Annotated in this window: 11 protein-coding genes and 1 pseudogene; 10 read left to right on the top strand and 2 right to left on the bottom strand. The window is 51.4% G+C overall.

Features of this window, described 5'->3' with window-relative positions:
* Positions 1–433 precede the first annotated feature (433 nt).
* From JMJ04_RS34725 to JMJ04_RS34675, 10 genes and pseudogenes are all read left to right on the top strand, one after another.
* A complete protein-coding gene (locus tag JMJ04_RS34725; protein WP_201374952.1) occupies positions 434–1,897 on the top strand; it encodes a glucoamylase family protein in 1,464 nt (487 codons plus the stop codon).
* Positions 1,898–2,107: 210 nt separating this feature from the next.
* On the top strand, positions 2,108–2,629 hold the full coding sequence (locus JMJ04_RS34720) for a hypothetical protein (protein WP_201374951.1): 522 nt from the start codon (positions 2,108–2,110) through the stop codon (positions 2,627–2,629).
* Positions 2,630–2,825: 196 nt separating this feature from the next.
* Positions 2,826–3,245 carry a nitroreductase family deazaflavin-dependent oxidoreductase gene (locus JMJ04_RS34715; RefSeq protein ID WP_201374950.1) on the top strand — a complete coding sequence of 140 codons (420 nt, stop codon included), beginning with the start codon at positions 2,826–2,828 and terminating at the stop codon, positions 3,243–3,245.
* Between the two features lie 427 nt (positions 3,246–3,672).
* Positions 3,673–4,947, top strand: coding sequence for an MFS transporter (locus JMJ04_RS34710; RefSeq protein WP_201374949.1), 1,275 nt, complete (start codon positions 3,673–3,675; stop codon positions 4,945–4,947).
* Positions 4,948–5,439: 492 nt separating this feature from the next.
* A pseudogene (locus JMJ04_RS34705) lies at positions 5,440–5,709 on the top strand (transposase); the annotation flags it as partial.
* Between the two features lie 207 nt (positions 5,710–5,916).
* The gene (locus JMJ04_RS34695; protein WP_201374947.1) at positions 5,917–6,645 is read left to right on the top strand and encodes an alpha/beta hydrolase; all 729 of its coding nucleotides are present in this window, start codon (positions 5,917–5,919) and stop codon (positions 6,643–6,645) included.
* 265 nt (positions 6,646–6,910) lie between these two features.
* Positions 6,911–7,306 (top strand): GNAT family N-acetyltransferase, encoded by a 396-nt coding sequence (locus JMJ04_RS34690; protein ID WP_201374946.1) that lies wholly within the window; start codon positions 6,911–6,913, stop codon positions 7,304–7,306.
* Positions 7,307–7,502: 196 nt separating this feature from the next.
* On the top strand, positions 7,503–8,054 hold the full coding sequence (locus tag JMJ04_RS34685; protein ID WP_201374945.1) for a hypothetical protein: 552 nt from the start codon (positions 7,503–7,505) through the stop codon (positions 8,052–8,054).
* A 504-nt stretch (positions 8,055–8,558) separates the two neighbouring features.
* On the top strand, positions 8,559–8,933 hold the full coding sequence (locus JMJ04_RS34680; RefSeq protein ID WP_201374944.1) for a hypothetical protein: 375 nt from the start codon (positions 8,559–8,561) through the stop codon (positions 8,931–8,933).
* Positions 8,924–9,757, top strand: coding sequence for an RNA-guided endonuclease TnpB family protein (locus tag JMJ04_RS34675; protein ID WP_201374943.1), 834 nt, complete (start codon positions 8,924–8,926; stop codon positions 9,755–9,757). The genes JMJ04_RS34680 and JMJ04_RS34675 overlap by 10 nt, the downstream gene beginning before the upstream one ends.
* A 48-nt stretch (positions 9,758–9,805) precedes the next feature.
* Here the strand turns inward: JMJ04_RS34675 and JMJ04_RS34670 are convergent, their stop codons facing one another.
* Together JMJ04_RS34670 and JMJ04_RS34665 are read right to left on the bottom strand one after the other, a co-directional pair.
* Positions 9,806–10,729 carry an HAD family hydrolase gene (locus JMJ04_RS34670; RefSeq protein WP_201374942.1) on the bottom strand — a complete coding sequence of 308 codons (924 nt, stop codon included), beginning with the start codon at positions 10,727–10,729 and terminating at the stop codon, positions 9,806–9,808.
* A 200-nt stretch (positions 10,730–10,929) separates the two neighbouring features.
* Complete coding sequence (locus JMJ04_RS34665) at positions 10,930–11,877, bottom strand: LLM class F420-dependent oxidoreductase (protein WP_201374941.1); 948 nt, start codon at positions 11,875–11,877, stop codon at positions 10,930–10,932.
* Between the last annotated feature and the right edge of the window lie 48 nt (positions 11,878–11,925).

The following is an 11,925-nucleotide window of genomic DNA, read 5'->3' as shown; positions in this document are numbered from 1 at the left end:
TCTCATACAGTTCTCTTTTAAAGATACCCCACGGGCCCAAAACACATTCATCAATAAAATATTCACGGAGGATATCAAAGTTGTCCCATAGAATGGGGTATTCTCAGTAATTGCACGAGCCATCCGAAGTCCCTTTCAGTGCAATCAACAGGTGTCAAAAACCATTTAAGAATTCAAAAAAGAGGCCGGAGAGCGTGGATAGAACTGTATCCATGTTATATGATAAGGATGAGAAAACAAAGAATGTCGATAAGAAGCGGTTTCATGCCTTAGCTGTAGTCCTCATTGCGAGAGAACTTTCGCGCCTGCGACACTCAAGGTAAGGGTCGAGATAAATAGCATGCATACAGCCATTGACGCGGTAGATGCATATATCTATACTTTGTAATAGCAAAGAACGGAATCGTCTCAAAGATGAGAGGAGAGAAGGAACTTGAAATCACTGCGTTTGACTTCTGGTATACTCTTAGCGTTCATTCTTGCCATGGGGAGCTTATTGGCGCCTGTGGCTCATGCTGCTACACGCGATGCGGCGTCTTCTGGAGAGTTAAATGGCGCGCAGCGCGCGGCCCTCTACGCTATGGCGGCTCAGACATGGCGCTTCTTCGATGCTGATCTTGACCCCAATACACATTTGCCACTCGACAACATTGGCTTTAATGGAGCACCCGCGCGGGGTGCCTATACCTCGCCAAGCAATATAGGGGTTTATTTCTGGAGCGTTGTCGCGGGCGAGGATCTCGGCTTTATCTCACATAAGCAGGCCCTTCAGAGGGCTAACGCGACTTTGAGCGAGGTTGAGAAGCTGAGTAAGTGGCAAGGCTTCCTTTTTAGCTGGTACGACACTGGTACTGGTCATAGGATATCTGGACCTGGCGGAAGCGACCAGGAGGGGCAGCCAGTACAGGGCGCCTTTATCTCTACAGTTGACAATGGCTGGTATGCAACGGGCCTAATTCTGGTTCGCCAGGCCTTCCCTGAGCTGGCGCAGCGTGCCACAGCGCTGTTTGACGCAATGGACTTTGGCATCTTCTACGACAATGGTGACCAGAGTACGAATATTACCGCTGGCCAGATGTATGGAGGGTATAATGCTGACCAGGGACCCGCTACCTTCCATTATGGTATGCTCAATGCCGAAACGCGTATTGCTGCATACATTGGTATTGGCACCCATAAGATGCCCGGCGATGTCTGGTGGCGTACATGGCGTACGCTACCTGCCGATTTTACCTGGCAGGGGCAACCACCGCAGGGTTCTAATGTGACCTATACAGATCCCCAGTCTGGTAAGCCGTTTACCCTCTTCGAGGGTCACTACAGCTCCAATAACATCAACTTTGTTCCCAGTTGGGGTGGGAGTATGTTTGAAGGCTTGATGAACAATCTGATCATTCCCGAAACTACCTGGGGAACGCACAGCTTTGGCTTGAATGATCAGCACTATGCTCAGGCACAGATCGCCTATGCCGAGCAGACGTTGCATTATCCCGTCTGGGGCCTCTCGCCAGCCAGCACGCCTGATGATACCGGGAATTACCTGGCATATGGAGCCCACGCCCTGGCCTCCAATAGCAACTGCTGCCCCTATGATGAGACAGCAGTGACGCCACACGCTTCATTTCTTGCGTTGACGGTGGCACCCCAGGATGCCTTTAAAAATCTTGAGGAGCTGCTCGTGCGCTATCCCTCGCTGTACGGTCCATATGGATTTTATGATGCCGTTAATCCATCAACAGGTACAGTTGGACATCGCTACCTGGTACTCGACGAGACCATGATCATCGCCGCGCTGGATAATGCATTACGCGGAGAGAAAATGCAACAGCATTTTATGCAGGATCCCGTTATCGCCGCGGCCCGTCCTTACCTGGAGGGCGAGCACTTCTCCATATAGAGCACTTTTGCTCATAACAGAAAGAGTGATATTACCAGAACAGTAATATCACTCTTTCTTGTATTCTCGCAGGCTAACATGTGAGCATGGTATACGATTTACTGAGGCGAAGCACTACTTAAAGCTGCTTGTAGTAGTTGAACGTGGCTTGTGCGTACAATAAGAGTGACTATATCCTATATCCAAGTGAATCTGAGGGGAGGTATCGTATTGAGTAACTTACCGTGGCTTGCGAGTCTGCTGAAATCGAGAAATACCATTGATGGTAAGATTGCCACGTTGATTGGACACGCGGCCCAGGTCGGGAATGTGGCCGAGTATATCGCTGCGACTATCTTTCACATAGAGCTTGACGAATCAGGGAAACGTCGGGGCTATGATGGGCATTTCACTTCGGGTCCGCTTGCGGGCCAGACGGTCGATGTCCAGTGGCATCCCAGGCGCGATGGACAAATGAACATTAAGGTAGATGCGCTTCCAGACTATTATCTGGTGTTTACGGGACCAGAGACTATCACGCCGAGCTTTGCGAATCCCTGGCTGATTGATTCTATCTTTCTCTTCCATGCCGGTGAGTTACTCAATGCCTTACGTGAGCGTGGTGTCCAGTTGGGTAGTGGCACCAGCGTCACCGGTCCGTTGTGGGAGCGCGCAGAGATTTACCCTATTCCCAGGAATACACGTCTGCGGGTCTCAGAAGAGGAACGTAAACTACTCATACTCTTTAGCTGACCCAAAAGACCATTTGGGAATTATTTGAAGGAATACAGTGTTTCTTTATTGGTAAATGTATTTTTGCCCACACAAGCCCCAGTGTTTGTGGAGGGGCAAAGCGATTCATATATGTTGTGCATATTGTCGATAGAATGGTGTTAGCGGCTCTTTATCACAGAGTGATACACGCATCAAAATAATAGTAGGAGTTCAGATGGCTGAAGTAAGAGCAAATGACTGGAATAGCAAGATCATTGAGGAGTTCCGTGCGAATGGCGGCAAGGTGGGTGGCCCTTTTGAGGGTGGCACGCTGCTTTTGTTGACCACAACTGGAGCAAAGAGCGGCAAGCAGCGCGTGAATCCCCTGGCCTATCTGCCTGATGGGGATCGTTACGTTATCTTTGCCTCCAAGGCTGGTGCGCCCACCAATCCTGATTGGTATCATAACCTTGTGGCTCATCCCCAGGTGAAGCTTGAGGTAGGCACCGAAGAGTTTGAGGCGACGGCCACTGAAGTCACTGGCGAAGAGCGCGACCGGCTCTATGCAGGAATCGTGGAGCGTATGCCTGGCTTTGGTGACTACGAGAAGAAGACCACACGCAAGATTCCTGTGATCGCCCTGGAGCGCCAGTAGCGAGCCCGCTACTGGCGTACGCGGCTACTGAAGAAACATATACAGTGAGCTGATTGGGCAAATCGCCTAATCAGCTCACTGTATATGTTGACAGATGTGCTTGTGTGTCACTATAATAGCGGTATTCTAGACGAAAGCGAGGTGCCCCGATGGGTACCATCTTCATCACTCGCGCCCGGGTGTAGCCGCGGCGTGAGGGAAGCATTTTTAGCTAACAGGTGTTTTGTTTGGGTTGCACAATCGTTGGTTTGATTGTGTGTTTGTTTTCTATGTTTCACCTTCTGGATCTGAGGTGGAGTCATTCCTCTAGATCCATCTTCCCCTGTCTCACTATCCGAGCGCGCCGTATCCTTATTTTCTGGCTACACCTCCATACCTCCTATTCATTTCTCAATGTTTCACCACAAATTATGGAGGTAGCCTCTGTATGGCTTCACATGATATTCCCGCTGTACCACAAACAGACGAACTGGTTCCCGAGGTGGTCGCGCCCCGTTCTTTCTGGCTCAACCGGGCTTTTTGTTTGCTCTGGAGTGGCCAGACTGTTTCCTTGCTTGGTTCACACATTACTGGTTCGGCCATCCCATTTATCGCTATCATGCTTCTGGGGGCCACGCCTTTACAAGTTGGGTTGCTCTCTCTATTCGCCAGTCTGCCTACCTTGCTTTTTAGTCTACCAATAGGTGCCTGGGTTGATCGCCTGCCACGCCGTCCCATGCTAGTGCTGGCCGATATGGGCCGGGCGCTATTGTTGCTTAGCTTGCCTATAGCGGTGTTGTTTGGGCAGATTTCGCTGTTCCAATTGTTGCTGGTTGCCTTTCTTACAAGCACGCTCACGATCTGCTTTGATACGGCCTATCAAGCCTTTCTCCCTCAGGTCGTGCTCCATGCGCAATTGGTTGAGGGTAACAGTAAGCTTGGGACCAGTGACTCTCTGGCCGAGGTGGCCGGGCCACCCCTGGCTGGTGTGCTGATTCAGTGGTTAAGCGCGCCCCTGGCGGTATTCTTTGACGCGCTGAGCTTTCTCTTCTCTGCTTTGAGCATTGGCCTGATTCGCTCTAGAGAGATAGAGTCTGTGCCAGTCGTTGAGGAGCGCGCCTCGCTGTGGGAAGATATGCGGAGTGGACTGAGAATACTTTTCGCCTATCCGCTTCTGCGCACCCTGGCGATCTATGACACGCTCAAGGCTTTTTGTGCTGGCGTTTTCGCGCTGTACACCATCTTTGTGCTGCGTGATCTGCATTTGAGTCCTGTACTCTATGGGCTTCTAATTGCCGTGGGAGGCGTCAGCGCGCTGATAGGCTCGTTTCTTGCCCCTGCACTTATTCGGCGCTATGGTGCGCGGCGAGCCCTGCTCTATGGCTTGATTGTGGGTAAACTGACCGCTCTTGCGACCCCGCTGGCCTTTGGTGGTCCCTCGCTGGCCTTCGCGTTGCTGGCGCTGGCGCAGATGGGCGACATCGGGTATGTGTTCTTCTCGATCAATGAGATTAGTCTGCGCCAGCAGCATATTCCCGCCCACCAGTTGGGGCGTGTTAATGCCGCCATTAACTTTCTCGTCAACGGAATTGGGCCACTGGGCGCCCTGCTAGCGGGTCTGCTTGCCGAAGTTATAGGTGTACGCTATACGTTGTTGTGTGGTGTGTGTGCCATGATGCTCAATGCCGCCTGGCTGGCAGTTGTCTTGTGGAGGCAGAAGTAGAGAGTATGTATGGGCTTCGGGCATTTGCCCAAAGCCCATACATACTCTTGTTCACATTTAGAAGCGAGGAGTAATATGTTATGCCTGGGCTTGCAAAGCCTCCTGAAAGATGTTGTGGTAGATGTCCAGGCATGCTGCTCCCTGGGCTCATCTGGCGGTGCCCACCTCTGCCGTCACTGTTTTCTTCATGCTGGCTACGCTCTTTAGGTTTTTATGCTGAGATCAATAGAAAAGGGAGTGGAAAGAGGCTCTCCTTGGAGAGAGTTTCAGCCACAGATAGAAACTATCTGTGGCTTTTTTGTCTTTATGACTGTGTCAAGGATGCCTAGTACTACAGCACCACTTAAAATGTGGGGTGGCTCCACAGGCTCACTGCCACATTATAAGTCTTCTACAAAGAAGGAGCCTAAGAAGTCACTTCATAACATATATACCTCGCTAAGTGGTGCTGTAGTACTAGAGGCTGTTATGAACAATAGTTAGACTAGGAGTATGGAAAGAAAAGCATACCCCAGCGATGTAAACGATGAAGAATGGAGTTTCGTGGCTCCTTACCTGACCTTGATGGCCAAAGAAGCGCCACAACGAGAGCACGACCTGCGTGAGATGTTCAATGACTTGCGCTGGATTGTGCGCACCGGAGCGCAATGGCGCATGATGCCTCACGACTTGCCGCCTTGGGCTGCGGTCTATCAACAGACGCAATGCTGGCTCAGAAATGACGTCTTTGAGGCCATTGTCAACGATCTGCGCGTTTGCCTGGATGACTCGTTTTCGTCGCTTGGCACGCGATTATGAACGCTTGCCTGAGACGCTGGCCAGTCTTCACCTGCTGGCCTTTACCGTTCTCATGCTTCATCGCTTTACTCTCTTGATGAGTCACTGCTCTTTCTGTTCATAACACCTTCTATGCAGCTGATAAGTCGGAAAAGGTGAAGCGATATACGTAGCCTTAAAAGGATAATGTCTATGGTAAACCAGATTTTGCATATCAATATACAGACACCCAGTGGGTATCTTGAAAGCATACTCAAGCCCGTAGATGATGGCCAGAAGCCAGCTTATGTCGGCATTGTTTGCCATCGTCATCCTCTATTTGGCGGCACTATGCATAACAAAGTCGTTTTCAAAGTAGCACAAGTCATGCAGGCCAACGACATCCCTTCGCTCCGTTTCAATTTCCGTGGCGTTGGCCATAGCAGTGGGACATATGGCGAGGGGCGCGGCGAGATGGATGATGTGCGCTATGCCCTCGATTTTATGAGCCGCAAGTATCCTGGCGTGCCAGTGATCCTGGCTGGTTTCTCGTTTGGTGCATTTGTTGGACTCAAGGTCGCAGCCATTGACGACCGTGTCCAGGCCATGATGGGCCTGGGCGTGCCCGCGCGCTGGTTCGGCGCTACCAATCCCCTGGCCGGTTGTCATAAACCCAAGCTGTTTATCCATGGGACCAGGGATGACCAGGCGCCTTATGAGGCTGCGATGCAGTGGTTTGAGCAGGTGTCAGCTCCCAAATGCATCGTCACCGTGCAGGATGCCGACCACTTCTTCCAGGGCAGGTTAGAAGAGGTGCAGGCCATTATCGCAAATTTTGTTACCACCTTGGGGGAGTACAAGGGTTCCTACAAAATTGGGCCATTTGGCAGAAGTTCCACCTCCTCGCATTGTTTATCGCACCTAACGTGTAAAAAATGCTGATTTTGGCAGGATCTCAGAGAAGTGTTTTTGTTCTCCATTGGCCATTTATTGCACCTAATGCGCAGTTAGCTGCGATAGCATCCAAGGAAAAACAGCTCTTGTCGAAATGGTCCATTTTTGCAGGAATCCTTGTATTCCCCCACCTTGCCCCAGCCCTCGCATAGCCTGTAAACTATCGCTGGGAGAGTATGGACCCTGGCAGCCTCTGGTTGTCAGGGTCCATACTCTCCCAGCGATTTTAATTTATTTCAAGGAGTACATTACCATGACACAGAACCAGACCATATTTGAAGTGCACACCATTGCTGCGGAAGACACATATGTGTTGCGTCAGAGCGTCCTGCGTCCCATGCAATCCCTGGCCGAGTGCGCCTATCCTGAAGATCACGAGCCGGAAACGCTGCATGCAGGCTGTTATCGCGATGGTCAGCTAGTAGGCGTGGGAACAATTTTCCGCGAGAAGCGGGAGGGCAGCGAGACTCCAGACGGCTGGCGTGTGCGCGGCATGGCGGTAAGTCCAGAAGCGCGAGGGTCCGGCTGTGGCGGCTCCGTTCTAGTACTAGTTTCCGGTGCAAAATTGACCCCTTCGACCCGCACCACAAGCCAATCGTCTTTCTGGAAATCTGGCCGAGTGATTCAAGTCACTTCTCAGGCGACTTGATATGGTTAAGTTTATATACCATAAACCAGCCTGGGGAGCGGACTCAGGCATTTTGCACCGCTAACTAGTACTAGAGAAATCTTATATTCAATTAATAGAGGATTAGACCGCACAAGAAACCATGAATTTATAGAAAATTGTCGCTTCTATTAGGCTCATATATAAGTTATACTAGAAAAAAAACCAGGAGGACATTATGACTTTACAACAAACAGAAATTGCAAATAAGAAGGGTCAACAGAAAACAGCTACAGACAGGGTTATCTTGTATGAAACCTTCTTATCTGTTCTTGATGACTATCAACTCGAGGTCGACAATTCAAAGTGGTATTTCAAGACCTGGGAAATAGAAGAAGGAGATGCTATTAGAGCTCTTTCTACTGCTTCTTATGTTGAGAGAGTTGATTCCGGTTTAGGATTATTAGATCGTGTATGTGAAGACTATAATTTTGCTGGAAAACCAGAAGGAGAAGGGCCAGCTGATCGTTTCATCGTAGTACATCCACAAATGCCTGGTAAGTTATTTTCACATACCCTACGAACTATCATTCAGAATTACCGAGGAATTAATGGAGGAATTAAAGAGAGAGCTGATTATTGGTTGGGGATACCATGTCGATGGTTTGAGGTAGACGCACTGACATTCACAAACTCAGGGGAAGAAAAAGCGGTAGAGCCACACGATCTGGTGAAGAACGCAGAAAAACTTGTGAAAATGAACTCGAACAAGGAGGCCGTCACCATTTAATGTGGCTCTATCGAAAAGCAAAAGCTATTGACAATAGCTAACGCGATGTGCATGTTCTTAGCGTGACCACTCGTGCCTGCGGCGCTCGTTGGGGTAGGAGGTGTGATGTGTGCTGGTGGCCGCCAGCCATCAGCACACATCACACCTCCTACCAGAAAGAACTTGCACATGGGGTTAACTACTTAACACCCGGCGCGGGAAGTCCCGTCTCCATTCATGGGACGGGATGAAAGCGCCGTTCCTTTCGGGCTGGGTGGGTGGGGGCCGACTCCAACCTGCTTGCTCTCGCTTTCCCTAACACGCTTCTCTGGAGCACGTGATCGTTCTGAGAGGCAACGGAAGAGTGGGTAGATCCGGTTTTCCCACTTGTACCCTCTGCTCTTTCATGCTATCATGCTCTGCATGCAAATGGTGAAAATCTACCAACTGAATCATCTGTCGCCCAAACAATTTCAATGCCTCAAAGCTGCTTAGATGGAAGCCGCACAGGTGTGGAATTGGTGTATGGAAACACACAAAGCTGCACGTCTGGCCCATCTGCCCTGGCCAGGACGAGACGCGTTGCAGAAAGCCACCAAAGGGCGTTTTGCCCTGCAGAGCCAATCGGTGCAGATGGTCGTTGCTGCCTTCCTTGCCACCATCCAGACCACACGCCAGCTTCGTCACACCCATCCCCAGATGAAGATGAAGTACCCCTGGCGGACCAAACGCTTTTATCCCGTCAAGTGGCCCGCGCAAGCGGTGAGCAAAGAAAACGGGCGCGTGGTCCTGCCCACGGGCAAAGGACGCCCATCTCTGGTCTTGCCCATTGCGTTGCCGAACACAGTGGCGCGTGCAGCCTGGTTTGGAACCATGGGTTTGAATTGCATGTGTGCATAGAAATCCCACAAGCCAAAGAAGCTCCTGGCGAGTACCAGGCAACCGTCGATCTCGGCGAGATTCACCTGGCTGCTGTGACGACCAATACTGGGCAGGCCATGATCGTGACCGGGCGTGGCATCCGCTCGCTTAAACGCCAACGCCAGCAACAAATCGGCAAGGTTGCCAAGAAGCAATCCAGGTGTACCAAGTCTTCTCGGCGCTGGAAAAAACGACAACGTGCCAAGAATAAGCAGTGCCGTCGTGCCGAGCGCCGCATTCGAGACCTGCGCCACAAAGCCACCCGCAAGGTGATCGACTTCTGTGTGCAACACCAGGTTGGAACCCTCTTCATTGGCAATCCTCATGGCGTCCGCAACAAGAAGAGCGGTGGATACCACAATCAGCGTATGGCGTTATGGGAGTATGGGAAAGACAGAGACTATCTCACGCACAAGGCCAAAGCGGCCCACATCATGAGCTTCACTGGCTCCGAACGAGGAACCTCGAGCCAGTGTCCTGTATGTGGGCACAAACACAAGCCCAAAGGGAGAAATTGGGCATGTCGCGCCTGCCAGTTCTCGGGGCATCGGGACCTGGTTGGTTCGATCAATATGCATCGGCTTGCCTACGGTACACAAGTGAGGTTTCCTCGTTCCTTCACGTATCTCCGTCCTGGCAAGTCCAGGTCAAGGAGTAGTCGGGCAGACACGCCCCAACGTTGTCTAAGCAAGACTCAGGCTCAACCACGTCTCGCGGAGATGGTCTCTTCGGAGATAGGCCACCCCTCTGAACGGGCTTCTAAGCCCGTCTGCGTTTACGCGACGGGAGTGTCACCTACATAATTTATACTAATTTCAAGTTGAGGAGGTGTAAGTGTGTCATGACCTTCTTTATACCCATTCCAGTAGTTCGCTCAGGTGATTAATGATGAGTTGCGGGCGGATGTGCTTCTTGCTGAAGTGCTCCAGGTAAGTGACCCCGTCTCTGCGCAGGTAGTCGCTTGAGGGCGCGACAATGCCCTGCTCTCTGAGTAAGAGAAGTTGAGCACGGTTGTAATCGGCGACAGAGATCCCTTCGTTCTCGGCCAGGTAGCTTGCGATTTCCGCGTAGTTATAGGGTTTCCAGACGGCAACGATGCCGAGCTGCTGCGCACCTGCGACATCAGAGACAAGCGAATCGCCGATCATGATGCTTGTCTCTGATGTCGTGTTACATGCCTGGAGAGCAAGCTGGAAAATAGCGGGATTGGGCTTGCGTATATGTAAATCAGCGGAGGCCATAACGGTATCGAGATCGAAATATTTAAGCAGGCCCATGGTGCGCATATCTTCGTGGAATGATTTGCCTCCCCAATAGCGATTAGTGACTACGCCGAACTGGAAGCGGCGCTGCTGCAGTTCATCCAGTGTTGCAAGAGCGTCTTCGAAGAGCACACGTGCTTGCGCAAGCTTGATTGGCATAGTGCCAAAGATGGTCTGACAGAAGGCCAGGTCAGCCTCTGGAACTCCTAAAGCTTTAAGGGCTTGTTGTACCATAGTGGCTCCCTCGGGCTCGGTCAATGGATCTTTTTCTATGGTGAGCGCAAATTGCGTCAGGAGTGTGCGCCGGAGCACGAGGGCTGACTCCTCATCGTTTTCTTTAAGAATGGAGAACGAGGGATATGCCTGGCGGAGCAGGTGTATCGCATGTTGATCTGCGGCAAATTCCAGTGGAGCGATCTGATCGTAGGAGGTGCGCTGCCAAAGTGTATTGCCAAGGTCAAAGAGCAAGCAATGAATACGACGATTGGTGAGCCCTGAGATGCTATCTGTCACTATGCTAACTCCTTTTTTAGATTTAGAATGCTTCAGTTGTAGTTTATGATTTTTCGGGACACTTCGCCACCTGTTGTGGTTTGTAGGAGGATTTTGGCTGCACAGAGTAAGGGGAGGATGGGCAGGGCAATTGCCCTGCCCATCCTCCCCTTACTCTGTGCAGCGCCGGAGGCGCTGAGAAGCTTTCAGGAGAAGGAAAGTTAGGAGATAAACTCCTGAGCGAAGTTACGGATAGAATTGAGGTTGGTGCGATCCAGAAAGCCGATAATGAGCTCCTGGACGCCAGCTTCCTCATATTCCGCCAGGCGCTGACGAATGGTAGCAGGACTGCCAATAAGGGCGTTATTGATGCGATCTCCGAACTGGTTCTTCACAAAATCGGGGACCTGGGCGAGGGCAGCCGCATCAGTCTCGGCGAGGGAACAGAATGTGGTTGTAGTGCGATGAATGCTCTCGTAGTCGCGTCCCACATTTGCGCAGTGGTCTTTAATGACGTCGAATTTATGCTTGATAGTTGCTATATCGCCGCCGACGTTACAGGCGTCGCCATACTGAGCGACCAGCTTCAGCGTGACCTTTTCGCCACCGCCACCAATCAGCAGAGGAATGTGAGGCTTTTGTACGCCCTTAGGCTGGTTGATTGCGCCGCGCACCTGATAGTATTTCCCCTCGAAGACAGCCTCCTCCTGTGTCCACATATTCTTGATGACCTGGACAGCCTCGCGTAGCATACGCAGGCGTTCGGGGGCGTCGGGATACTCATAGCCATAGGCGCGATACTCATGCTCATACCAGCCCGCGCCGATGCCGAAGTTCAGGCGCCCATGGCTGAGTACATCCACCGTGCTTGCCATCTTGGCGAGAATGGCGGGATTGCGATAGCCATTGCACGTTACCATCTGGCCGATGCGCACGCGTTTGGTATCACGAGCCAGGGCGGCTGTGCTTGTCCAGCACTCAAAGGTGACCTCCTGTGAAGGGCGAGGAATTGTATGAAAGTGATCGACGAGCCATACTGAGTCAAAGCCAGTTTCGTCGGCGGTCTGCGCGACCCGGGTCATTGTCTCGTATGCCTCAACGGGATCTTTGATACCTGCCAGGTCCATCGTCCATCCCTGAGGGAGGGAGACGCCAAATTTTAGAGCCATGAAAAACAATACCTCTTCTTTCGTGAGTGACCGGACGCTGCTCAAGCA

The sequence above is a fragment of the Ktedonobacter robiniae genome, from assembly GCF_016587375.1.
Lineage (GTDB): Bacteria > Chloroflexota > Ktedonobacteria > Ktedonobacterales > Ktedonobacteraceae > Ktedonobacter > Ktedonobacter robiniae.
The sequence above is the reverse complement of the archived record's forward strand: the minus strand, read 5'-3'. Positions and strand labels throughout refer to the sequence as shown.

Excerpts from the sequence above, each read along its gene's own strand:
- JMJ04_RS34695 (WP_201374947.1), top strand. The coding sequence starts at position 5,917 with ATGGTAAACCAGATTTTGCATATCAATATACAGACACCCAGTGGGTAT.
- JMJ04_RS34685 (WP_201374945.1), top strand. The coding sequence starts at position 7,503 with ATGACTTTACAACAAACAGAAATTGCAAATAAGAAGGGTCAACAGAAA.
- JMJ04_RS34715 (WP_201374950.1), top strand. The coding sequence starts at position 2,826 with ATGGCTGAAGTAAGAGCAAATGACTGGAATAGCAAGATCATTGAGGAG.
- JMJ04_RS34665 (WP_201374941.1), bottom strand. The coding sequence starts at position 11,877 with ATGGCTCTAAAATTTGGCGTCTCCCTCCCTCAGGGATGGACGATGGAC.
- JMJ04_RS34690 (WP_201374946.1), top strand. The coding sequence starts at position 6,911 with ATGACACAGAACCAGACCATATTTGAAGTGCACACCATTGCTGCGGAA.
- JMJ04_RS34680 (WP_201374944.1), top strand. The coding sequence starts at position 8,559 with ATGGAAACACACAAAGCTGCACGTCTGGCCCATCTGCCCTGGCCAGGA.
- JMJ04_RS34710 (WP_201374949.1), top strand. The coding sequence starts at position 3,673 with ATGGCTTCACATGATATTCCCGCTGTACCACAAACAGACGAACTGGTT.